The sequence below is a fragment of the Desulfovibrio sp. 86 genome (genome assembly GCF_902702915.1).
Classification (GTDB): domain Bacteria; phylum Desulfobacterota; class Desulfovibrionia; order Desulfovibrionales; family Desulfovibrionaceae; genus Desulfovibrio.
Window position 1 is genome coordinate 925519 of the sequence record NZ_LR738849.1, and the last position, 23958, is coordinate 949476.

The following is a 23958-nucleotide window of genomic DNA, read 5'->3' on the forward strand; positions in this document are numbered from 1 at the left end:
ATGTCTGAAAAAATTTCCATATGCGTGGCCGGCGGCGGCAGCTGGGGCACGGCCCTGGGGCATCTTCTGGCCCGTGGCGGGCATCATGTCTGCCTCTGGATGCGGAACGCGTCCGTGGCCACGGCCATCAACGAAAGGCACGAAAACCCCCGTTACCTGACGGGCCTGCCCCTTGACGAGCGGCTTGTGGCCACCACAGATCCGGCTGCCCTGGATCGCCCTCTGGTCGTGCTGGCCGTGCCCTGCCAGCAGTTGCGCGGCTGGCTCACGGAGCATGCCCGCCACTTTCAGCCCAGGGCCATACTGGTCAACGCGGCCAAGGGCATTGAAACCGGTTCGCTGGCCACCTGCGCGGAAATGACCGCACAGACCCTCGGCCACCTGAACCCCCGCTACGCGGTGCTGTCCGGCCCCTCCTTTGCGGCGGACGTATTGCGCGACCTGCCCACGGCCGTTGTCATGGCCGCTTACGATGAGGCCCTTGGCTGTTATCTGCGCGACATTTTTTCCGGCCCGGTCTTTCGCTGCTACTCCAGCACGGACGTCATGGGCGTGGAAATGGGCGGCGCGCTCAAAAACGTCATGGCCATTGCCGCAGGCACCTGCGACGGTCTGGGGCTGGGGGCCAACAGCCGCGCAGCCCTCATCACCAGGGGACTGGCTGAAATGAGCCGCCTTGGCGTGGCCCGTGGCGCGCAGGCCCACACCTTCATGGGTCTTTCGGGCCTGGGCGACCTCACCCTTACCTGCACCGACGATCTTTCCCGCAACCGCCAGGTGGGGCTGCGCCTTGGCCGTGGGGAAAAACTCGACCATATTACGCAAAGCCTCGGCATGGTGGCGGAAGGCGTCAAGACCACGGCCGCCATTTATGACATGGCGCAAAAACTTGACGTGGACGCGCCCCTGACAAACGCGGTACACAGCATATTGTATGAAGGGCAAAGCCCGCACGCCGCGTTGCGCGATCTTATGGCCAGAACGCTGCGCGAGGAATAGGCCACGCGCGGCGCCTCCAACGCCGGCATTTTCCTGCTGACGGACGCTCCAGACCGTACTGTGAAAGGGCGTTGGCTGGCTGACCTGCCGGGGGGGCTATACCGGGCCAGCACTGCCCCCTCGCTGTTGCCCCGTGAGACAGTTTGGCAGACTGTTTCGAGCCTGACTGCCCCTGTCAGCTTTCCCGCAGTCCTATAACCGGACTAGCCCAGAGTCCGATAGCCGGACTATCTCGGAGTCCGATAACCGGACTTTCCCAGAGTCCGATAACCGGACTAGCCCGCAGTCCGATAGCCGGACTAGCCCAGAGTCCGATAGCCGGACTAGCCCGGCCACGGTTCAAGGCTCAAACCCACGACTCCCAAGCACAACACCCAGGCCAGGCTCCCAAGTTCAAATCTCCGGCTCCCAGCCCGGTCTCAGGATTTTCCACAACGCCCTATGTGACTCGGCTTTTTCCTCTTGGCACCATGAGCGTCTTTCTGCCTCCTTTCCGCTTCCGCCCCCTCCATACGACGCGGTACAACACCCTGTCCCCGGGCACTGATAGTCCTCTGTTTTTCCAGTGATTAAATAAATCACATGCGCTTGCGGCACAAAAACGTGCAAATTGCCAAAAAAAATTTTAGTAGCACGAATTTTTTTATCAAGCGTGGGTTCTTTGAGTCGCGAAAAATTGCGGGATAGCGGCAAAACTTTTTTGCATTGCCAGATTTTATTGCAGTGTATGGGCTAGACTAATTTTGTTTGATTAAACAGTTAATTACACTGTACAGCAGATTGATTGAACACCCAGCACACAAATTACAGTACTTTAAACTATTGCCGGACCGCTGTGAATTATTACACATATTGCAAGTAGACGCGCAAAATCAGCGCCAAATCTGCGCAAGCTGGCATAACCCTCCAACTTTTTGTGAAATAATCGCCACTTGCACAGAGTGGCGAAGTGGGATAAGGCTGTTAACACTCCTTTTACTATTTTTTTCACGATCTGGTATGGATGTGATACCATATAGAGAAGAGGCGTAAACGGGGCCAAGCACGGTGCTGGCCTGAAAGACCCGCAAACTACGGGGCGAATTATGACGGAATCCTTGTTCTCGGCTGGCGGCCGGCTTGTGCCGCTTCTGGTGGGTATGGCCCTCATGCTGTATGCTGCGGCTCAAGCCGTGCGCCAGCGTAAGGACCCTCGCCGCCTGATCCTCTGGGGCGCCCTGCACGACGCGGGCATTGTCTGCCTGGGGCTCGGCGCGGCTACCGCCATCGGCGCCACCGGCCTGTGGCTCTTCATACTTTTTCAGGTCGCGGCACGCGGCCTGGCATGGACGGCCCTGGGGCGTCTTACCTCGGCATGCCGCACGGGAGCCGCGTGTAGTCAGGGACCCGTCCAGGCATCGCGCCTGAGCGGTTCCGGCCAGCGCCATCCCTGGACGGCTGCCCTGTTCGCTCTGGGCCTTCTGGCATCGGTGGGCGGATCGCCCTTCCTGCTGCCCGAAGCCCGCCTTTTTATCAATGCAGCTGTCCTTGAGGCCATACCAGGCGGGTTCACGGGTCTGCTGGTCATGGCCCTGGCCACCACGGTCTTCATCTGGCTGTACGTCAACACCGTACGCCAGGTGGTGCTGGAAGACGCGCCGGAAGATTCCCCCACTATCCTTGGCCCCATGCGCGGCAAAGCCGGTCTGATGATCGCCCTGGCAGTGGCCGTGGGCGCGATGGGCGTCCTGCGTGGGCCGCTGACCGACCTCATCGGCGGCCAGTACGGCTTTGTGGCCCCGCATCCCCCTGTGCACCCGGCCTACTGGTGCTACTACCTTGGCGCTTTTGCCGTGGGCGGAGCTTTTCTGCTCCGCATGCGTGTCGCCCCCCTTGTGGGAACGGCCTTTGCGGCCCTGGCGCTCGTCACGGTGATCGTGGCGGACGCTCCGGTCACGGCCAGACTGTTCCTGACCATGATCAGCCTGGTGGCGCTTGTGGTCTGCGTTTACTCGCAGGGCTACATCCACGGGCGGCATCAGGGGCGCTACTGGTTCTTCCTGCTGCTCACCTTCGGCTCACTGGCGGGCATAGTTTCCAGTACGGACGCGTCCGGCCTTTATGGCTACTGGGAACTCATGACCTTCGCCTCCTACTTTCTGGTGGTGCATGAAGGGCGGCGCAGCGCTTTTGACGCTGGCCTGAAATACTACGTCATGTGCGCGGGCGGCGCGCTTTTCATGCTGCCCGGCCTGCTTATGCTGGGCGAGGGCTTTGTGCCCGCCCCCGTGGTTCAGGCGGCCTTTGTGCTTTGCCTCATGGGCTTCGGCGTCAAGGCCGGTCTTGTGCCCCTGCACTCCTGGCTGCCTGACGCCCACCCGGCCGCGCCGTCCTCCGTGTCGGCCCCCCTTTCGGGCATCATCACCAAGATGGGCATATTCGGCATTGTGGTCGTGCTGCTCATGCGGCCCATGGTCAGCACCCTGCCCGGCCTGTTCGGCTTTTCGTGGCTCGGCACGGGGCTGGTCTTCACGGGCGCGGCCACCCTGGTTCTTGGTGAAGTCATGGCCCTGCGCCAGGACGACATCAAACGCATGCTGGCCTACTCCACCCTGGGACAGATCGGTGAAATCACGCTTGTGCTCGGCATCGGCACGTGGCTTTCCACCACGGGCGCGCTGTGGCACATGTTCAACCACGCCATCATGAAGGACCTGCTCTTCCTTGGCGCGGGCGCGCTCATCATGCGCAGCGGCAGCCGCAAGCTCAGCGATCTGCGCGGCCTCGGCCGCCAGATGCCCTTTACTGTGGCCTGCATGGGCGTGGGACTCGTGAGCATTATGGGTCTGCCGCCCTTTGGCGCTTTTTACAGCAAATTCCTGATGATACAGGCTGCCACCGAAGCCGGGCAAATCTGGCTGGCCGCGCTCATTCTCGGCGGTTCCCTGGTGGGTCTTGTCTACTATACCCGCATACTCAAAACCCTGATTTTTGAAGAACGTCCCGACTATCTGCCCACGGTCACGGAGGCTCCCGTCACCATGCGCGTGGGCATGGGCGTGCTGGCGGCCCTCTGCGTTCTGCTTGGCCTTGCGCCGCAGCTCGCCATGCAGCTTGTGGCCCCTGTAGCTTCGCTGGCCTTTGCGCCCAACCCGCAGGACGCGGGCGTGATGCTGGCCATGCACGTGAACTGGCCCATATATGTGGTCGTGCCCGTGTTCGGCGCACTGCTGCCCGCCCTCTTCCACAAGAACCGCGTCATGGCGGGCAAGGTCAGCGTGGGCGTGCTGCTCGCAACGGCCCTGCTGGTCGTCCTGTTCGGGCGCGGCCTCGACACGCTTTCTTTCTGCTTTGCCCTCATCGTCCCCCTGCTGGGCGCGGTGAACATGAGCTACGCTCTGGGCTATATGGAACACAGCCACACGCAGTGGCGTTTCTACTGCGCCTTTACCGCCATGTGCGGCGGCCTTGTGGGCATGGCGTCCAGCCAGTACCTGCTGAGCTTCTTCCTGTTCTGGGAAATCATGAGTTCGTGGACGCTCTACCTGGCCATCGCGCACGAAGGCGACAAGGCTTCGCTGCGTGAAGCCTTCAAGTACTTTATCTTCAACGTCTTTGGCGCGGGCTTCATCTTTGTGGGCCTGTGCGTCATCGGACCCTTCACGCCCTTTACCTCGCTGCTGCTGGCCGGCATGGTGCCCAACCTGTCCGCCGGGGCCGCCTGGTTCGGCATGGCCCTGCTGGCCGCAGGCTTTGTGATGAAGGCCGCGCAGCTGCCCTTCCGCATTGACTGGCAGATGCACCCGGCCCTGGCCCCCACGCCCGTGTCCGGCTACATCTCCTCCGTACTGCTGAAGAGCGCCATTCTCGGCCTTATCAAGCTCTTTATGCTGCTGGGCGGCGGCTTTGCCGTGGCGGGCATACTGGGCGGGTTTGAACAAAGCTCCATCAGCGTGACGGTCATGTGGATCGGCGGCGTCACCATCATCATGGCCGCCATTCAGGCCCTGCGCAGCAACGGCCTCAAGCTTATCTTCATCTACTCGACGGTGAGCCAGCTCGGCTACATGGTGCTGGCAGTGGCGGCGGGCGGCGCGCTCGGATACGCGGGCGGCATGCTGCACGTCATCAACCACGTCTTCTTCAAGGACCTGCTCTTCCTCGTGTGCGGCGCTATCATGTTCGCCAGCCACAGGGAGAGCCTCAACGACCTTGGCGGCATCGGGCGCAAGATGCCCTTCACCCTGGCCATGTTCGCCATTGCCGGGCTTTCGGTCATTGGCGTGCCGCCCACCAGCGGCTTTTCGTCCAAGTGGCTCATCTACCATGCCCTCATGGAAGCCGGGCAGCCCTTCCTGGCTCTGCTCTCGCTCATTGGCAGCGTGCTGACCATGGCCTATATCGCCAAGTTCCTGCACGCGGCCTTTTTGGGCCAGCCTGCGCAGGATCTTGACGATATCAAGGAAGTGCCCCGCATCATGCGCGTTCCCATGGCCATTCTGGCAGCAGGCTGCGTGCTGACGGGCATCTTCCCCGGTCTTGCGCTGGGGCCCATCAATTCTGTGCTGCTCGAATACGGCCTCATGCCGCTGCATGTGGGTCTTTCGGGCGTGCTTTCGGGCACTGGAGCCTGGAACGCCACGGGCATGTTCGTGATGATGGCCCTGGCCTTCACCGGCGGCTACTGGTTTGTGAAGCGCTTTACCCGCCTGCGGGAAATTGATGTGCACACCTGCGGCCTGCCGCCTGAAACGGCCACCAGCCGCATGACGCCTTCCAGCATTTACGGCGGTCTCTCGCGCCTGCTCGGCGGCGACGACACGCCCAAGGAGAACCGCTCATGAGCGATACCCTGCTTGCCATACTGCACATGTGCGTCTTCCCCGGCGGGGCCTTTGCCCTGATGGTGGCCATGTTCTTCAAAGGACTGGACCGACGTGTGGAAGCCCGCCTGCAACGCCGCGTGGGGCCGCCGCTGGTGCAGCCCTGGCTGGACATTGCCAAGCTCCTGACCAAGGAGACCCTGATCCCAAGGACAGCCTGCCGCCCGGCCTTTCTGCTGGCTCCTGTCTTCGGCTTTACGGGCATGGCCGTGTGCGCGGCCTTCATCCCCATCTCCGGGGTGTACAACGGACTGTTCAACATGGGCGACCTGCTGGTGATCTTTTACCTTCTGCCCATCCCGGCCATGGCCATCATGCTGGGCGGGTCGGCCTCCAGTTCGCCTTACGGCGCTGTGGGCTTCTCGCGCGAAATGGTACTCATGTTCGCCTACGAAATGCCCCTGCTCATGATTCTGCTGGCCGTGGCCATGCTCACGGGCAAAACCCTGGCTGGCGGCGCATGGGGAGCGGAATTCTCGCTCTTCAAGATCGTGGCCCTGCAGCAGCAGACAGGCTCCTTTGGTTTCAACCCGTCGATGATCCCGGCCTTTCTGGCCTACCTCATCTTCCTGCCCGGCACCATGGGCGTTGTGCCCTTTGATATTCCCGAGGCGGAAACCGAAATCGTCGAAGGCCCGCTGCTTGAATACGGCGGCCCGCTGCTGGCGCTTTTTCAGATCACGTCGGCCCTCAAGACCTTCGTTGTTCTGGGGCTGGGGGTTGCGCTTTTCTTCCCCGGCACCATATCTGAATGGTGGCCGGTCAATCTGGTGTGGTTCTTGTGCAAGTGCCTCGCGCTCATGCTGGTTTCGCTTACCCTGGTCAAGTCGGCCACAGGGCGTTTCCGTATTGACCAGGCGTTTCGCTTTTATGTGACTGTGCCCGCCGCGCTTGCGCTGTGCAGTCTGATCCTGGTCTGGGTGATGTAAGGAGGCCGCCGTGTCGCTGGACAATATGCTCAAAAAACTTTCCGTGCGTTCGCCGTGGCTGTTCCGCATCAACGCCGGTTCCTGCAATGGCTGCGACGTGGAACTGGCCACCACGGCCTGTATTCCGCGTTACGACGTTGAACGCCTGGGGTGTCGCTACTGCGGCAGCCCCCGGCACGCCGATATCGTGCTGATCACCGGCCCGCTTACCACCAGGGTGCGCGACCGCGTGCTGCGGGTGTGGGACGAGATTCCCGAACCCAAGGTGACGGTGGCCGTGGGCATCTGCCCCATATCAGGCGGGGTCTTTCGCGAGGGATATTCCATTGAAGGCCCCATCGATCGCTATTTGCCCGTGGACGTGAACGTGCCCGGCTGCCCGCCCCGGCCCCAGGCCATTCTTGAAGGCGTTGTGCTGGCCCGGTCCATCTGGCTGAAAAAACTGGGCGTGGAGGAATAGTATGGCGGGCTTTCTTAAAGTCTTATTCCGCAACCTGCTTGAAGGCCCCAGCACCGACCCCTTCCCCCTGGGTGAAACCTTTACGCCCGAGCGCCTGCGCGGCAGGGCCGTGGTGGACCCGGAACTGTGCATGGGCTGCGGCATCTGCCGCCACTCCTGCGCGGCGGGGGCCATCCACATCGGGCAGCAGCCCGACGGGTCGGGCTTTACCATCACCATCTGGCAAAATTCGTGCTGTCTGTGCGCCTCATGCCGCCACTACTGCCCCACCGGGGCCATGAGCATCAGCACCGACTGGCATACGGCCCATGTACAGGCCGAAAAATACAACAGGCTTGAGCAGCACACCATCAAGTATGAACCCTGCGTTGCCTGCGGCGCGCTTATGCGGCCCATCCCCAAGGTCCTGGCTGACAAGCTCTATGCCTGGAATACCGAAATTGATCCTGAGCTGACCCGCAAGCTGTGCCCCAAGTGTCGGCAGATTGAAGACGCCAAGCGCAACGCCTGCATACTGCCCACGGCCGCTGACGAGGCCCCGGCGGCAACCGTCACCTCGGCAGTGCCTACCAAAGACTAGCGGCCTTGCCGCGGAGAACATATGCAAGAGACCATTCACGGCAACGCCGCCGTCATTGAGGGCCTTACCGCTCTTTGTGCCGCTGAGGACGATGCCATACATCACAGCACCGACAGCTTCGGCAACGCCTATCACTGGTTCCGTCTGGGAACGCCGCGCATGCTCACGCAGGGCGCGGAAATCCTCCGTCAGGCCGACGCCCGTCTGGCCATGGTCACGGCCTATAACCGTCGCCAGCTCAGCGAACCCATGCAGGAAGTCTGTTATCACTTTGAAATTAAAGGTGTTATTTACAACATGACTGTCACCCTCAACGGAGAGTGGCCCACAGTGCCCTCCATCACGCCGCTGTTCGCCAACGCGGACTGGCATGAAAGGGAAATGATGGAGCTTTACGGCATCCAGGTCATGGGGCATCCCAACCCGCGCCGCCTCTTCCTTGACGAGGAACTGGACGCGGGCATTCTCAACGAAGCCGTGCCTCTTTCCATCATGATGAACGGGGCCTGCACCACCGACCTGTGGGAACGCATCCTCGGGGACAAGGAGAAGCGGTCATGACCAAAACCTTTACCATGCCCCTCGGCCCCGTGCATGTGGCCCTTGAGGAACCGGTATACTTCAATCTGACTGTGGACGGCGAAATAGTGCGGCATGTGGATCTGACCTCGGGCCATGTGCATCGTGGCATGGAGGCCATGGCCACCCAGCGCAACCTGATCAAGAACGTCACGCTCACGGAACGCGTGTGCTCATTGTGCTCCAACAGCCATTCCTTCACCTACAGTATGGCTGTGGAAAACGTGCTGGGCATCACCATTCCCGACCGCGCGCGCTACCTGCGCGTGCTGGCGGAAGAAATCAAGCGCGTTGCCTCGCATTTGTTCAACACCGCCATCCAGGCCCACATCATCGGCTTCAAGTCGCTGTTCATGCACGTCATGGAAGTGCGCGAAATGATGCAGGACCTGAAGGAAACGGTCTACGGCAACCGCATGAACCTGGCCGCCAACTGCATCGGCGGCGTCAAGTACAATGTGAACGCCGAACTCTTGGACTACATGCGCAACATGCTGGACAAGGTCGAACCGCAGGTGGACGAAATCCGCGAGATTTACGACTCCAACAGCATGGTTCTGGCCCGTACCCGCGGCCTTGGCCTGCTGCCCAAGGAAGACGCCATCCGCCTCGGCGTGGTTGGCCCGGTGGCGCGCGGTTCGGGGCTGCACCTTGATGTGCGCAAGGACTCGCCCTATGCGGCCTATCCTGATGTGGACTTCAAAACCATTGTGGAACAGGGATGCTGCATCCACGCCCGCACCATGGTGCGCCTGCACGAGATCTTCGAATCCTTCGGCATTATCCGCCAGTGCATCGCGCGCGTGCCCGATGGCGAGGTGACGGCCCCCATGCGGCAGATCCGCACGGCCGAGGCCTGCGCCCGCTCCGAAGCGCCGCGCGGCGAGGTGTTTTACTACATCCGCACCAACGGAACGGATATGCCCGCACGGCTCAAGTGGCGCGTGCCTTCCTACATGAACTGGGAGGCCCTGGGCGTGATGATGCGTGACTGCAACGTGTCCGACGTTGCCCTGATCACCAACAGCATTGACCCCTGCGTATCCTGCACGGAACGCTAGAGTTTTGTTGCGTGTCAGGGTTTCAGGGTTGAAGCGGCAAAGGGTGTGACGCATGCATGAAGCGAGTCTGGTTCAGGGGCTGCTGGACATTTGTCTGAAAGCTCTGGACGAGCATAATGCGGCCCACCCGGAAAACCGGGTGGAGCGCATAAGCAAGGTGGAATGCCAGCTTGGACTCATCGCCTGTGTGGAAGCGCAAACCCTTGTGGCCTGCTTTGAACTCTTTGCGGAAGGCACCCCGGCCGAGGGAGCGCAACTGCTGTTGCAGACAGCGCCCCTGCCTTGTCGCTGTACCGAGTGCAGCCATGAATTCAGCCTGACGCAACGGCATTTCGTCTGCCCCAGTTGCGGCGGCGAAAACATCCACTTCAACGGGGGCCACGGACTTACCCTGATGGCCCTGCACGTTGCACCCGAGGAAACGGACCATGACTGAACATATCCAGGTCGTACCCGACAAATGCCGCGCCTGTCGCCGCTGTGAAGTGGCATGTATCGCTGCTCACCACGGCATGAGCTTCAAGGAAGCCATGAAGCACCGCGACGAACTGGTGTCGCGCGTGCAGGTGGTAAAGGCCGACGGCTTCAAGACAACGGTGCGCTGCCACCAGTGCCCGCACGCGCCCTGCGTGAACGTATGCCCCACAGGGGCGCTCCAGCAGGACGAAAAAGGGCGCATCATCATGCGCGTCCAGTATTGCGTGGCCTGCAAGATGTGTATGGCCGCCTGCCCCTACGGCACCATAACGATGGAAACCATCGGCATGCCGTCGGTGGACAGTGAGGACGGCGAAACCCTGGCCCAGCGGGCGCGCCGTGAAGTGGCCGTGCGTTGCGATATGTGCCGCGCCTGGCGTATGGAAAACGGCAAGCGCATCACCGCCTGCATGGAAGCCTGCCCGGCCCACGCCCTTTCGCTGGTGCTGGCCGACGGCACTGTAGTGGAAGTGCCCAAGCCGGAAAAGAAGGCTGTGGAGTCTGCCTCCGGCGGCGAGGCTGGCGCTGATGCGCCCAAGGCTGAAGTTGCTGCGGCTGTGGTTGAAACGGCTGCGCCTGAAATAGCTGCTCCTGAAGCGCCCAAGGTTGAAGCGGCCCCGGCGGTTGCACCCGAAGCGCCGAAGGTTGAAGCTGCTGCGGCAATGGTCGCCCCTGAAACGCCAAAGGTCGAAGTGGCTCCTGAAGCACCCAAGGCTGAAACGGCTCCTGAAGCACCCAAGGCTGAAACGGCTGCGCCAGAAACGACTGTGCCAGAAGAGCCCAAGGTTGAGGCTGTTGCGGCTGTGGTTGCTCCTGAAACACCCAAGGCTGACGTTGTAGCCGAAGCTGTGGAACCCGCTGCAAAAGCCGCTTCTGATACCCAGGCCACACAACCTGCCGTTTCTGAAGCCAAGGCCGAAGCCAAGGACGTTTCAAAGGATGAGGCCCAGGAATCAGCCCCTGCCGAAAGCGCATCCAAGGCCGAAGCCCCTGCGGCCAATAAGCCTGCGGCTCCCGCTGACAAAAAGCCTGCGGCCAAGAAATCTGCTCCCAAGGCTGGCAAAAAAACCAGCAAAAAGGGCGGCAAGAAATAAGACGCCGAGTTGCATAATTATAGATCAGGCCCGTCCGTACGTAAGTATGGGCGGGCCTGTTTTTTTCATGATCCCCACTCCAAATGTCTCGTTGAAATGCGCTGTGCCCTGCGGGGCGCGCGGCTGGGGGCTTTGCTGCTGCTTTAGAAAGAATAAAGCAGGGCCTGTCCTTTGAGAGGCGGCTTTTGCGCCCTGCGGGCATGGCGGCTTTTCTTTTTATGTTGTTTGGGCCGCCTGCGCGGCGGGCGGCAGATGGGGGCCTGTTAGGGGCTGCCGCCCCTCCGAGGCCCCCTCTGCACTCCCCCCGGACGACCCCGCTGGAGCTTTCCCGTTTCCATGAATTCACGAGGGCTGCGCGGCTGTTGCTTCGGGAGCTTCCTCGCTGCGCTCGGCGATCTCCCTCCGCGCCGCGCAATGCCAGCACACGGTTTCGCCCTGGATGAGAAATCAGGGGACATCTGATTGACTGTAAACGGTTTCGCCTGAATGCGAAATCGGGAAGTGTCTGATTGACTATAAGAAGTATCAGAGATGGCGTCTGGTTGTTGGGAAAAGCACGAAATGGCGAAGAATTGCGCCGTGCGGCTAAATGCGACGGAAGGTTTGGCACGGTTCAATTTTTAAATTGCTGTTGCACTGGCTGTGCACTCAAGCCTGTGTGGTCTCTCAGGCAAGGCGCAGACTGTCGCCGGGGGCGGCGTCATAAAGAACCGAAGCCGACACGTCGGCGAGGTTCGTGCATAGCCGCCCCCGAAAAAGAAAATTGTTGGTCAGGGTAGAACAGCGGGGTGCTTCGGGGGGGATGCAAGGGGGGCCGAGAAGGGGGCGCAGCCCCATAACCGGCCCCGCCTTGCCGCCCGCCGCGCAGGCGGCCAAAGCAAAAAAAGGAAAAGCCCCCGTGCCCGCAGGGCACACATACTTCAATCAAGTGACAGGCCAAAACAAAAGAGCAGCCAGAGCCGTCGCCCGCCGCGCAGGCTCTCCCGCGCAGGCACCCCGGACAGACAGCCCAGATAAGGACAAGCCCTGCTTTACTCTTTTTGAAGCTCCCACTACGCAAGTACCGCCGATATTACGAGCCTTTTTCCAACAGTGATACGCAGTTTCTGAGGCTGCCCCACAGTCAAAGAGACGCCTCCCCGACTTTCATTCAGGGCGAAACCCTACGCTGGCATTGCGCGGCGCGGAGGGAGATCACCGAGCGAAGCGAGGAAGCTCCCGCAGCAATAGCCGCGCAGCCTTCGTGGAGTGACGGAAACGGGAAAGCTCTTAGGGGTTAACCCGTGGGAACGGAGATATACGACAAGCCCAGCGGGGTAGTCCGGGGGGAGTGCAGAGGGGGCCTCGGAGGGGCGGCAGCCCCTAACAGGCCCCCATCTGCCGCCCGCCGCGCAGGCGGCCCAAACAACACAAAAAGAAAAGCCGCCGTGCCCGCAGGGCACAAAAACCACCTCTCAAAGGACAAGCCCTGTTTTTTTATCTTGAAACGCCGTCTGCGAAGACTTCCCGCCCGCCGCGCAGGCACCCCGGACAGACAGTCCAGATAAAGAAAAAGAGACCTTCCCCCCACACGCAAGGAGGCCCGCATTTTCCAATGCGGACCTCCCTCATTCAAACAGACAACCTAAAACTGCATTGCCGCTTTTTTATTGAGGCTTTTTCTCTTTTTTCACTGGTTTGCTCGGCGCCGGAGCCTTACGCACAGGCTGGGGCTTATTATTCTGCGCACGCACAACAGCCTTGGCGTCAGGATCGCCATTCTTGGCGGCCAGATTATACCAACGGTTCGCCTCACTCAGATTGCGCGGCACGCCCGTGCCCTGATCATACATGAGGCCAAGACTGTACTGGGCGGCGGGCTCGTTCTGTTCGGCAGCCTTGCGGTACCAGTCCACGGCCTTGGTATAGTCCTGCGGCACGCCCCGGCCCTGCTCGTACATGAAGCCAAGGTTATACTGCGCTTCAGCGTAGCCCTGTTCAGCCGAACGGGTATACCATTGCAGGGCCTTTTCCGGGTCCTGCGCATAGCCCCGCCCCTCGGCGTACATATAGGCAAGATTGTTTTGCGCCTTGGCGTGATCCTGTTCGGCGGCCTTTTCAAACCAGTGCGCGGCCTTGGTGTCGCTCTGGTTTTCACCGCTGCCGTTCAGATACGTCCAGCCAAGGGAATACTGGGCAGAAGCCAGGCCCTGATTGGCGGCGCGGCTGTACCAGTCGATGGCGGCGCTTTCGTCCTTATTGACGCCACGCCCGTAGGCGTAGAGATAGCCGAGATTGTACTGGGCCATGGCAAGGCCCTGATCGGCCGCCTTGCGGAACCAGCGGGCAGCCTCTCGATAGTTGCGCGGCACGCCGTCACCGGAGGCAAGGGCCGTGGCCCATGAATTCATGGCGCTCACGTCGCCCTTTTCCGCCGCCAGACGAAAGAACTCCGCCGCACGGGTGCGGTTTTTCTTCACGCCCTTGCCGTCCAGGATGAGGCGGCCCATGACGTAGAGGGCTTCGGCATTGCCGCTGTCCACAAGGGGTTTAAGCAGCTTTACTGCCTCGTCAAAATCGCTCTTATTCAAGGCGGCCTGCACCTGGCGCAGGCTTTCACCGTCATCGGCGCAAGCCGCGCCCTGCGGCAACAACAGAAACGAAAAACTCAGGGCCACCAGTAAAACCAGGGCAGATACACGAATTTGCATGTGTTATAGACTCTTCAGCGTTTGGATCCAGTAATGGTTCTCGTTGCCCTTGACCGTCAAGGCCTGAAGGGCGCAAAAAGCGCGGCGGGCGTCCTGCACGGCTGTGCGGCTCCACCATGCGCGCGGGTCTTCCCAAACTTCCGCAACCTTGGCGGCGGCTTCTTCCGGCGTGGCAAACAGTATGCCTGCGCGGGTCAGCACGTCCAGCAGGGCGTCACTTTGCGGAGTCACAGGCCAGACGTCCCGCCTCCAGTACAGAATGGTGGGCACATTGGCCACCAGGGCCTCAAGGGTGGTTGTACAGTTGTGGTCAACCACCAGCAGGCGGCAGGAAAGCAGTTGGGGCTGCAAAGGCCCGGTGGACAACCGCACCTGGGGGATGCGCTCCAGCAGCCAGTCCGCGTCGCGCAGGGAACCCGGCAGCGCGAAATAGGGCCGGTACTGCGAACAGTTTTGCAATGTCCGCCCCAAGGCCTCAAAGAAACGCAGCTTGTCGCGCCGGTATTCCACCAGTTGCATGGGGGTCGGGTGGGCATCAAGCCTGTAGCCGTAGCCCGGCATTTCCGTGCCCACCAGCAAGAGCGTATGCCCGTCCTGCCCGTGCCAGCGCTTCTTGAGGCGCGCCAGTTGCGGATAGGGCACGGGAATGAAATTTCCCCGGCTGCTGCCGTGCTCGCTCCAGCCCCAGGTGGCAAAGGCATGCTGCGCGTATTCCACCATGGCCGTATCGCAGGCGCAGCGCACCTGACCGTAATTGCCGCCGTGCTGCACATACATGAGCCTGTGCCCGCGCCCGCGCCAGACGGCCAGCTTTTGCCGGTATTCGGCATCTTCATACGCCAGCACGCTGGGCACGCGCAACCGGGGCCCAAGCGGACTGACGCTCAGACTTTCGGGATGACGCAGCGCACGCAGCGACTCGGGCATACCCGCCCGATACAGGGCCATAAGATCGAGGCATTCCGGCAGGCCCGCGTCCATGCCCGTGGCGGCTTTGCCATACGAGGACAAGGGCTGGGACTGATCCTGCCCCCGGCTCTTGTGCAGCAGCGACAGAGAAAAGCGCAGGCTTTGCTCCCAGCTCAGTCCTTTGAGCCTGGGGAAAGGCAGGCACAGCATGGCCTTGCGGGCCATATTGAGCAAGCGGGCCTTGCCGCTGGGGAGTTGTTCCGCTCCGTACTCACGCCGCACGGGCGGCAGATATTCCCATGTCCATTTTTCGGGCCAGCCGTCGTGAAAGTACGCTTCAAAAAGACGCGAAAACAACCAGTGATTGAAGGAGTGCCCAAGAGCGCCGTGCAGCGTGAAGTCCGGCTCCGTCCAGAAGACGAAATGGCTGTCCTGCGGCAGCAGGGGAACGTGCATGGCTTCCCCGCCCCAGGCTTCGGCCATGGCCTTGACGCGGCCCCAGCGCTCGACGATCTGCGAGGCCATGTTAATGGCCCAGGGAGCCAGCAGGGTTTCCCAGTAGGCGGCGGGCAGGTCTTCACTGTGGGAGCAGAGCTCCGCAGCCAGCGGAACGATGCTGTCCGCGCACAGGGCCTGAGCGCACTTGCAGGCGTGTTCCACGGCATGCACATCCGTCAGCGGCTCCGGCGGAAAGGCGAAACGCTTGTCCCAGGCGGGAAAAAACTCCTCCTGCTCCACAAAACACCACACCCCGGCGGGCCGGTGCGTCTCCGGTTCCGCGCCACGGGGCATGCGCCCGAGAACAAGTATGCTGCTTTCCTGACTCATGAACAGGCCCTGTCGCCGCTGTCCAGATCAGACCAGTGCAGCACAGTGTCTTCGTCCAGATCATGACGCGCGCGCATGCCGATGACCTCGTCATAGTTGCGTGGCGAAATGCCGTGGGCAGGGCGCTTCCAGGTAAGGTCGGCAGCGCTGATGACCGTGCCGGCGGGCACGGCGCGGGCCGTGACCAGAGAGCGGCGGGCGTGGAGACGGGCGGGTTCTTCTTCCGGCAGGGCACGCAGGGTCATTTCGCCCACGCTGGCGAGGGTGCCCGCAAGGCGCTCAAAAAAGTGCCGCAGGTCGTGCTTGTCCATGGCATGGTAGTGGTCGTTGCCGGGCAGGGTCTTGTCATGGGTAAAATGCTTTTCCAGCACGCGCGCGCCGAGCAGGGTGGCGGTTTCAAGAGTATGCATGTCCTTGGGCAGCGTGTGGTCGGAATACCCTATGGCGTGCTGCGGAAAATGCCGCTTGAGGGCCGGAATCATGCCCAGGGCCGCGTTTTCGTCCGCCGTGGGGTAGTTGAGCACGCAGTGCAGCAGGGCCAGCTTGTTGCCCTTTTCTTCAATCCACTCCACCGCCTCGGCAATTTCATGCAGATGCGCGGCGCCGGTGGAAAGCAGGATGGGCTTGCCAAAATCGCACAGGGTGCGGATAAAGGGCTTGTTGGTGATGTCTGAAGAGGAAATTTTGAACACGTCCATAAGATCATTGAGAAAATGGGCTGATTCAACGTCAAAGGGCGTGGACATGAAGGCTATGCCCACCGCGTCGCAGTGCTTCTTCAGGGCTTCAAACTCGTTCTTCCAGAAGGAGTCGTGCTTTTTGAAGAGTTCGTACTGGCTGCTGGTGGGTTCCTTGCTGGTGTCCCAATAGGCCGGGGAATCCTTGGAGGCCAGGGTGCCCGCCTTGTACGTCTGAAACTTGATGGCCTGCGCGCCGCCTTCTGCGGCCTCGTCAACAAGCCTGCGGGCGATTTCCATGCTGCCCTCGTGGTTCACCCCTGCTTCGGCGATGACATAGGGCACGGGAATGCGCGTTTCGGGGGCAGGAACAGCAAATATGTCTATGAGTTTCATGCTCATTTCCTCACTAATGAAGTTTAAGTCATAATGATACCCCCTTGTTGCGCAAAAGGAAAGTGCCGTAAGGGACAAGCTCTGTAACAATGAGTAATAATTATAAATTTTTTTATCTCCACACCGCATGACAAAGGCCCGTCTGCTGATGGACAAAGCCCGAGGCCCTTTGCCTTTGCCGGGCACATACATTATACTGCCCTGCTGTGGTGCATCGCTGCCGCCGCCACCTCTACCGGGACCCCTGGCCCGGCCATGGACAGATTCATGCAAAAAACCGTAACGGGCTATTCCTGCGCTCTTCTCGCCGTTGTCATCTGGTCTGGCAATTTTGTGGTGGCCAGAGCCGTTGCCGGGCTCATCCCCCCCTGGCAATGCAATTTCTGGCGCTGGTTCATCGCCCTGATTATTTTGCTGCCTTTCGCCAAAAGGCACTGGCGCACGGACTGGCCCGCCATCAAGAAAAACTGGCGCAGTCTTTCTTTGCTGGGCATTCTTGGCGTGACGCTGCTCAACACCCTCATCTACAAGGCCGGGCAGACCACAGAAAGCATCAATATGGCTTTGCTGGTTCCCACGGCTCCCATAGTCATTCTCCTGCTCTCGCGCATTCTTTACGCCGAACCCATCTCGCCGCGCCGTATGGCGGGCGTTCTGGTGGTGCTGGTCGGCGTGGGCATTTTGGTCACACGGGGCGACTGGGACAGGCTGGCCCACCTGCGCTTTAACGAGGGCGACCTCTGGGCCCTCGGAGGCGTGCTGTGCTTTGGCCTCTACTCCCTGTTCATCCGGCAGCGCAGCGCCGACATTTCGCCCATAGGTTTCAGCCTGGCCACGTTTGCCCTGGGACTGCTGTACTCACTGCCGTTTACGGTCATAGAGGCGGTCATGCTGCCCACGCCCCACCTGTCCACGCCGCTGGTCATCAGCGTGCTGTACACGGGTATCGGCTGCTCGGCCCTGTCTTTCTGGCTGTGGACAGTGGCCATTGACCAGATCGGGCCAGTGCGCGCGGGCATGGTCTATTACAGCCTGCCCGTTTTCTCGGGCATAGCCGCCAAGCTCATCCTCGACGAAACAGTGACGCCCGCGCAAATGGTGGGCGGCGCGCTGGTCATCATTGGCATCATTGTGGCTACCGTGGTCATGCCCCACCGCCGCAAGACAGACACCCTGCAACAGCGGCCCTGACCGCCAAGGAGCGTACCCATGAGCAATAAACCCGTGCAAATCGTGCTGGCCACCCATAATGCGGGCAAGGTGCGCGAACTGGCCGATCCCCTGGCGCAGTTCGGCGTTGAGGTTCTTGGTCTGGAGTTCTTTCCCGGCATTGGCGAGATTGATGAGACAGGAACCACCTTTGAAGAAAACGCCTGCATCAAGGCCCGTGAAGTGGCGCGCCTGACGGGGCTTATCAGCATTGCCGATGATTCGGGGCTGGAAGTGGACGCTCTTGACGGCAGGCCGGGCGTCTATTCGGCCCGCTACTCGGACGATTGGGAAAGCCTGCCCGGCGAAAGCCGCGACGCGCGCAACATCCGCAAACTGCTGCACGAACTGGCGGACGTGCCGGAAGAAAAAAGAGGGTGCCGCTTTGTGAGCAGCATGGCCTGCGTGCGCCCTGACGGCGCGGAAATGGTGGTGCGCGGCATTTGGGACGGCCGCCTGCTTACCGCGCCGCGCGGTGAGAACGGCTTTGGCTATGACCCTGTTTTTTTTGACGCCGTCGTCGGCAAAACCGCCGCCGAACTTACCAGGGATGAAAAAAACGCCCGCAGCCATCGCGGCAACGCCCTGCGCGCCCTGCTGGCAAAATGGCAGGACTTCATGGGCGCGTAAGCGGCCCCGGCAGTTTGCCCACCCTTTTGCAGACGTAACATCATGAGTACAGACGCCATGCCGTTTCACACAGCCCAGCAGTCAAACTTGCAGCAGAGCCAACCGCACGTCCTGGCAGACACCCCCCTGCTCCGCCTGGACGACCTCTCCATCACCTTTCAGACGGACGACGGCCCCCTGCCCGCTGTGAGAAATGTGAGCTTCAGCCTGCCCCACGGGCACACCACCTGCCTTGTGGGCGAATCCGGCTGCGGCAAAAGCCTCACCGCCAGAGCCATCTTGCGCCTCACGCCGGACAACGCCCGTCTGGACGGCAGCATCATGCTGGACGGTCAGGACATCTTGCGCCTGCCCCCGCGCGCGCTGCGGAGCATCCGTGGGCGGCGGGCCGGCATGGTCTTTCAGGAGCCCATGACCTCGCTGAACCCTGTGCTCAGGGTTGGCGAACAGGTGGCGGAACCCCTGCGCCTGCACATGGGGATGCACCGCGCCCAGGCGCGCGAGGAGGCCATATCCCTGCTGGCGGAGGTGGGCATTCCCTCGCCGGAAAGCCGCTATGACGACTACCCTCACCAGCTTTCGGGCGGCATGCGGCAAAGGGTCATGATCGCCATGGCCCTGGCCTGCCGACCCGACCTGCTGCTTGCCGACGAACCCACCACAGCGCTGGACGCGACCATTCAGGGGCAAATTCTGCGCCTCATGCGCGCCCGCAGCCGGGAGCGCGGCATGGCCGTGCTGCTTATCACCCATGATCTGGGCGTTGCCGAACAAATGGCCGACACCATTGGCGTCATGTACGCCGGGCGACTGGTGGAATACGCCCCGGCCCGCGATCTTTTCGCGCATCCGCTGCATCCCTACACGCAGGGCCTGCTCCGCGCCGCGCCCAATGCCCGCTCCAGAGAACTCCACCGCCTGCCGACCATTCCAGGCAGCGTGCCTTCGCTGCGCTCTATGCCCGGCGGCTGCCCCTTTCACCCCCGCTGCGACCAGGCCATGCCCCTTTGCCGTGAAAAAACGCCTCCGACCGTTACCGCGCGCCAGCAGCACAACACTGCCTGCTGGCTGCACCAGAACCCCGCGTGAGCACTGTCCGGGGCTGGCGGCAGGAGGTGGCGAGCATTGAAATACTTTGTGGGGGAGGGACCCTTTTGTAAAAGGGTCGCCTCCCCCACGCCCCCTCCTCCTAAAATCTTTATTGCAATATGGCATGATACAAAGTGAACCCTGATTTGAAACGGGAATGTTAGGTGCAGTGCCTTCCGGCGCCGCATCATCCTCAAAGGCAATCTGCACCAGAGCGGCGGGCCCTTGAGAGCATATGTTCTCAAGGGCCCGCCGCTTTCGATCTGGAACTTTTACCCTTTTATAAAGCCAACATGATTCCCGGCGCACAACAGCAGACGCCGCGCCCGCCACGAATGGCAAAGCCAAGCACATCGTCCTCAAGGCAGCGCCACAACATGAAACTGCCTACAGGGTGACCACAGGCTTGATAAGGTCGCGCGGTTTGTCCTTCATGAGCATCAGGGCCTCTTCCATCTTGTCAAAACCGTGGAAGCGGTGCGTGATCAGCGGCGCGACGTCAAGACGACCCACCGCGAGCATGCTGGCCAGTTTTTGCATGCGCAATCGCCCGCCGGGCATGAGCCCCCCGGCGACAGTCTTGTGCCCCATGCCGCAGCCCCACGCCGCGCGCGGAATCCTCACCGACTCCCCCGCGCCCAGATAGTTGACGTTGCCGATGCGGCCGCCTGGCTTGAGCACCTTGATCACGTCGGCAAAAGTATCCACATCGCCGCCCGCGATAATGGCCTTGTCCACTCCCTGGCCGCGCGTGAGACTTGCCACCTGCGGCCCCAAATCTCCCTGCCGGTAATCGATGATTTCTGTGGCCCCGTATTTTCTGGCGGCCGCAACGCATACGGCCCGAGAACCCACCGCGTATATCCTGCCCGCACCGCGCAGGGCCGCCCCCGCCACCGCCATGAGCCCCACGGGGCCTATGCCCACGACCAGCACGGAATCCCCGTACTGCACGTCCGCCAGTTCAGCGCCATGCAGACCGGTGGGCACCATGTCGCTCAACATGACAGCCTCGGCGGGATCCATGTCTGAAGGCAGAAGGGCAAGGTTGCCATCAGCATCATTGACGTGAAAAAGTTCGGCAAAAACGCCGTCCTTGAAATTGGAAAACTTCCACCCTGCCAGCATGCCGCCAGAGTGCATGGAATAGCCGCTCTGGGCTTCCAGCGAATTCCAGTCAGGCGTGATAGCGGGCACAATGACCCTGTCGCCGGGTTTGAAGTCGCGAACCAGCGAGCCCACTTCCACGACCTCGCCCACGGCTTCATGCCCAAGTATGAGATCACGCCTGTCGCCCAGGGCCCCCTCCCATACAGTATGCACGTCAGACGTACAGGGAGCCACCGCCAGGGGCTGAACCAGCGCGTCCAGAGGACCGCACCTGGGGGCGTGTTTCTCAATCCAGCCAACAGCGTTCAACCGAAGCATCGCTAACCCTTTCATTATAGACTCCTTTAATAGAGACCACGGAATTTCAATTGATTGCGTGTTCAATTTACCTGCCTTGGATGACAATTCCAAGTTATTTTTTTCACATATAATTTTTAGCCAATTATTCAGGCAAGATATATAAACATACCTTTACACTATGCAAAAGGTGATTAATTGAGTAAACAAGGAGCCGCAAAGGCTACCACACGCCCATTAAGAGCGGAGCAAGCATTCGCCTTCAGGGTGAGGCAGTATCCGTCTGGAATTTTCGAAATATCCGGCGGAGCGAAATATCGTCTGGCCTTTTTTTGCCCTTAGTTGGTATTGATAACTAACAGCACTGAATAATTGCACCTTTTGCCAGAACAAAAGCAACAACCGTAGAGCGCAATCATCGTTATTCTATATTATATAGAATAACACTATGCAATTGTTGTTTTGCTCAAAGCAAGTTTCATATACTACTATTCAAGTGTTCTGTTCATTGCTGTTTACAGATACCAACATTTTGCTTCAATGCCGGACTATCACAAAATATATGAAAATATGTAAAGGTGGACACATCAATGAAACTCAGCAGTAAAATGATCCTGTCCTTTTGCGGGGTCATTCTCATCATGCTCGCCCTTTCCGGGGTCTCCATGAAAAACCTGTCTGACATCAATAGCACTATTGAAGAAGTGGATAAATCATGGTTGCCTTCTGTCATCGCCATTCAGAGCATGAACCAGCAACTTTACGCCGTGCGCGCCGATCTTTTGACCATGATGCTGCACGATCAGCCCGACGAAATAACGTATTACAAGGATCGCATTGCCGCGACCCTGAAGGGCCTGAGAGAAAACGGCGACAAATATAAAGACCTGCTCGCCACGCACGCCAGCGCTACCGACAACAAGGACAGGCAGCTTTTTGAAGAGATCATTGCTTCCCTGAATACCATAACCGGCATTCGCGGCAGAATCGTCGATATGGTGGACAAGCGCGACCCTGGGCAGGCCCTTGCCATTTATGACAATGAGTACCGCCCCCTTTTCAGAAAGCTCATGGGCCTGTTTGACGAAATCGTGATCCTGAACGTCAAGGGCAGCAGCGACGCGAGCCACCATGCCTTCAACATTGTCGAAGCCGCGCGGACTACGACAATTCTTCTGGCCCTGGCCGGCATTGTCATCAGCGTTTTTCTGATCTTTTTCCTCACGCGCTCGGTCAACAGGCAATTGGGCAAGGACCCCGGCGAACTGAACATCCTCGCCAGGCGCGTTGCTGACGGCGACTACAATGTGGACGACGGCAAGCCCAAGACAGGCGTGTTCGCCTCGCTCGTGGCCATGGTAGACGCCCTGAAGCAGCATATTGAAAACGCCAGGCTTGAATCCGCCAATGCCCAGGAGCAATCCAAAAAAGCCATGGAGGCTATGGAAAAGGCCGAAGCCGCCAGCACGGAGGCCAGGCAGAAAACCCAGGCCATGCTTCAGGCAGCCGAAAGACTTGAAGAGGTCGCCCAGGTGGTGAGCACGGCTTCGACCCAGCTTTCAGCCCAGATCGAGCAGTCTGACCGTGGAACCGCCGAAACCTCGCAACGCTTGTCGGAAGCCGCCACTGCCATGAACGAGATGAACGCCACCGTGCAGGAAGTGGCCCGCAATGCCGCGCAGGCGTCCACCGCCTCGGCCGAAACACGGCAAAAAGCCCAGGATGGCGCGGCCATAGTGAGCCGCTCGCTGGACAGCATCAACCATGTGCATCAGTCCTCCCTGCGTCTCAAGGAAGACATGGCCCTGCTGGGCTCGCACGCGCAGGACATAAGCCGCATCATGGGCGTCATCTCGGACATTGCGGACCAGACAAACCTGCTGGCCCTCAATGCCGCCATCGAGGCCGCCAGGGCGGGCGACGCCGGGCGCGGATTCGCCGTGGTGGCTGACGAAGTGCGTAAACTGGCTGAAAAAACCATGGCCTCGACGCAGGACGTGGGGGCGGTCATAAGCGCCATCCAGCACAGCACCGCCGCCAGTATGGAGTCTGTGGACAAGGCCGTGCAGGAGGTTGACCGCGCCGCCGAGTTCGCCAACCAGTCGGGCACGGCGCTTGAGGTCATCGTATCCACGGTGGACGCCACCGCCGACCAGGTCAACGCCATTGCCGCGGCCAGCGAAGAGCAGTCCGCAGCCAGCGAAGAAATCAACCATACCATTACCCAGATCAACACCATGTCGCTCCAGACGGCGCAGGCAATGGAAGAGGCTTCCAAAGCCGTGGCCGACCTGGCCGCGCAGGCCCATGGCCTGAGCAGCCTCATCAGCGACATGAAAGCATAACCGCAGGCGCACTGTCGCCCAAAGAAAAACGGCATGAAGCTCTTCATGCCGTTTTTCTTTGTCGTCACGGTTCACGCCCGCGCCACTCGTGCCTCAGGGACGGATGATCTTGTCCGCCAGATCCATGCTTGTCACAATGTCCAGCATGTTGGACGTCTCGCCCACGGCCTTGGCTTCCAGAAGGCCGTAGTGCCCGAGGCAGGCGCCGCACACAAGAACGGACACGCCCTGTTGCGCGAGCTTTTGCAGCGAATCCAGCGCCGGACCAGGGCGTGCCGTCAGCTTGACGCCGCCGTTGACAAGCACCAGCCGCCACAGCCGTGAGCCCAGTTCCGGCAGCGTGGCCAGAAAGTTCTCCATAAGCTTTGTGCCCAGGGTCTCGTCGCCACGGCCCAGGGTTTCAGTGGTGATGAGCACAAGCGTGCGCAAATCCTGCTCTTGCCCGTCCCGCGCTTCAGGCGCGGCCGACACGCCAGCCGCGGCATTGGCGGCAGCCCCGGCATCAACGGTAGCGCCAATGCGCCACTGCTGCGGCCCTTCCTGGCTTGCGCTCACCGTATACCCTCTGCCCTGAAGAAACCGCTGCACGTTTTCCAGTGCGGGCTCATTGTCAACCAGCACTTCCAGGCGTTCCACCCCTTTGTCCACAGCTGAACGACAAAGGATGACAGGCTGCGGACAAGCAAGCCCCAGACAATCAAGAAACTGCATAATATCAACCCCTTTGGTTTTTATTG

At 60.6% G+C, this 23958-nt stretch carries 18 protein-coding genes; 13 read left to right on the forward strand and 5 right to left on the reverse strand.

Annotated elements, in window-relative coordinates:
• The 9 genes from DESU86_RS04025 (at position 1) to DESU86_RS14485 (ending at position 11041) form a co-directional block, all read left to right on the forward strand.
• Positions 1 to 999, forward strand: coding sequence for an NAD(P)H-dependent glycerol-3-phosphate dehydrogenase (locus tag DESU86_RS04025; protein WP_179979874.1), 999 nt, complete (start codon positions 1 to 3; stop codon positions 997 to 999).
• 1085 nt (positions 1000 to 2084) lie between these two features.
• Positions 2085 to 5822 (forward strand): complex I subunit 5 family protein, encoded by a 3738-nt coding sequence (locus DESU86_RS04030; RefSeq protein ID WP_179979875.1) that lies wholly within the window; start codon positions 2085 to 2087, stop codon positions 5820 to 5822.
• Positions 5819 to 6790 (forward strand): respiratory chain complex I subunit 1 family protein, encoded by a 972-nt coding sequence (locus DESU86_RS04035; protein ID WP_179979876.1) that lies wholly within the window; start codon positions 5819 to 5821, stop codon positions 6788 to 6790. The genes DESU86_RS04030 and DESU86_RS04035 overlap by 4 nt, the downstream gene beginning before the upstream one ends.
• A gap of 25 nt (positions 6791 to 6815) precedes the next feature.
• Positions 6816 to 7250, forward strand: a complete 435-nt coding sequence (locus tag DESU86_RS04040; protein ID WP_041724975.1) for an NADH-quinone oxidoreductase subunit B family protein — start codon at positions 6816 to 6818, stop codon at positions 7248 to 7250.
• Between the two features lies 1 nt (position 7251).
• On the forward strand, positions 7252 to 7830 hold the full coding sequence (locus DESU86_RS04045) for a 4Fe-4S binding protein (protein WP_179979877.1): 579 nt from the start codon (positions 7252 to 7254) through the stop codon (positions 7828 to 7830).
• Between the two features lie 21 nt (positions 7831 to 7851).
• Positions 7852 to 8391, forward strand: coding sequence for an NADH-quinone oxidoreductase subunit C (locus tag DESU86_RS04050; RefSeq protein WP_179979878.1), 540 nt, complete (start codon positions 7852 to 7854; stop codon positions 8389 to 8391).
• Positions 8388 to 9470: a hydrogenase large subunit gene (locus tag DESU86_RS04055; protein ID WP_179979879.1), complete on the forward strand. Its 1083-nt coding sequence runs from the start codon at positions 8388 to 8390 to the stop codon at positions 9468 to 9470. The genes DESU86_RS04050 and DESU86_RS04055 overlap by 4 nt, the downstream gene beginning before the upstream one ends.
• A 52-nt stretch (positions 9471 to 9522) precedes the next feature.
• Positions 9523 to 9906, forward strand: a complete 384-nt coding sequence (locus DESU86_RS04060; protein ID WP_179979880.1) for a hydrogenase maturation nickel metallochaperone HypA/HybF — start codon at positions 9523 to 9525, stop codon at positions 9904 to 9906.
• Entirely contained in the window at positions 9899 to 11041 is a 1143-nt protein-coding gene (locus DESU86_RS14485) for a 4Fe-4S dicluster domain-containing protein (RefSeq protein WP_232088251.1), read from the forward strand. The genes DESU86_RS04060 and DESU86_RS14485 overlap by 8 nt, the downstream gene beginning before the upstream one ends.
• Positions 11042 to 12687: 1646 nt before the next feature.
• On the opposite strand, the gene DESU86_RS04070 is transcribed toward DESU86_RS14485, so the two are convergent.
• The 3 genes from DESU86_RS04070 to DESU86_RS04080 are packed head-to-tail and all read right to left on the reverse strand — an operon-like array spanning position 12688 to position 16541.
• Entirely contained in the window at positions 12688 to 13731 is a 1044-nt protein-coding gene (locus DESU86_RS04070; RefSeq protein WP_179979881.1) for an SEL1-like repeat protein, read from the reverse strand.
• A gap of 3 nt (positions 13732 to 13734) precedes the next feature.
• Complete coding sequence (locus DESU86_RS04075; protein WP_179979882.1) at positions 13735 to 15468, reverse strand: LIC12162 family transferase; 1734 nt, start codon at positions 15466 to 15468, stop codon at positions 13735 to 13737.
• Positions 15465 to 16541 carry an N-acetylneuraminate synthase family protein gene (locus DESU86_RS04080; protein WP_179979883.1) on the reverse strand — a complete coding sequence of 359 codons (1077 nt, stop codon included), beginning with the start codon at positions 16539 to 16541 and terminating at the stop codon, positions 15465 to 15467. The genes DESU86_RS04075 and DESU86_RS04080 overlap by 4 nt, the downstream gene beginning before the upstream one ends.
• A gap of 267 nt (positions 16542 to 16808) precedes the next feature.
• On the opposite strand from DESU86_RS04080, the gene DESU86_RS04085 reads away from it, so the two are divergent.
• The 3 genes from DESU86_RS04085 to DESU86_RS04095 all read left to right on the forward strand — a co-directional run bounded on the left by DESU86_RS04085 (position 16809) and on the right by DESU86_RS04095 (position 19469).
• Positions 16809 to 17732 carry a DMT family transporter gene (locus DESU86_RS04085; RefSeq protein WP_179979884.1) on the forward strand — a complete coding sequence of 308 codons (924 nt, stop codon included), beginning with the start codon at positions 16809 to 16811 and terminating at the stop codon, positions 17730 to 17732.
• 18 nt (positions 17733 to 17750) lie between these two features.
• Positions 17751 to 18380: an RdgB/HAM1 family non-canonical purine NTP pyrophosphatase gene (rdgB, locus tag DESU86_RS04090; RefSeq protein WP_179979885.1), complete on the forward strand. Its 630-nt coding sequence runs from the start codon at positions 17751 to 17753 to the stop codon at positions 18378 to 18380.
• An 87-nt stretch (positions 18381 to 18467) separates the two neighbouring features.
• Positions 18468 to 19469 (forward strand): ABC transporter ATP-binding protein, encoded by a 1002-nt coding sequence (locus DESU86_RS04095; RefSeq protein ID WP_232088252.1) that lies wholly within the window; start codon positions 18468 to 18470, stop codon positions 19467 to 19469.
• A 387-nt stretch (positions 19470 to 19856) separates the two neighbouring features.
• Here the strand turns inward: DESU86_RS04095 and DESU86_RS04100 are convergent, their stop codons facing one another.
• On the reverse strand, positions 19857 to 20912 hold the full coding sequence (locus DESU86_RS04100; protein WP_179979887.1) for an NAD(P)-dependent alcohol dehydrogenase: 1056 nt from the start codon (positions 20910 to 20912) through the stop codon (positions 19857 to 19859).
• A gap of 554 nt (positions 20913 to 21466) precedes the next feature.
• On the opposite strand from DESU86_RS04100, the gene DESU86_RS04105 reads away from it, so the two are divergent.
• Positions 21467 to 23221 carry a methyl-accepting chemotaxis protein gene (locus DESU86_RS04105; protein WP_179979888.1) on the forward strand — a complete coding sequence of 585 codons (1755 nt, stop codon included), beginning with the start codon at positions 21467 to 21469 and terminating at the stop codon, positions 23219 to 23221.
• 93 nt (positions 23222 to 23314) lie between these two features.
• On the opposite strand, the gene yedF is transcribed toward DESU86_RS04105, so the two are convergent.
• The gene (yedF, locus tag DESU86_RS04110) at positions 23315 to 23932 is read right to left on the reverse strand and encodes a sulfurtransferase-like selenium metabolism protein YedF (protein WP_179979889.1); all 618 of its coding nucleotides are present in this window, start codon (positions 23930 to 23932) and stop codon (positions 23315 to 23317) included.
• Positions 23933 to 23958: the final 26 nt, after the last annotated feature.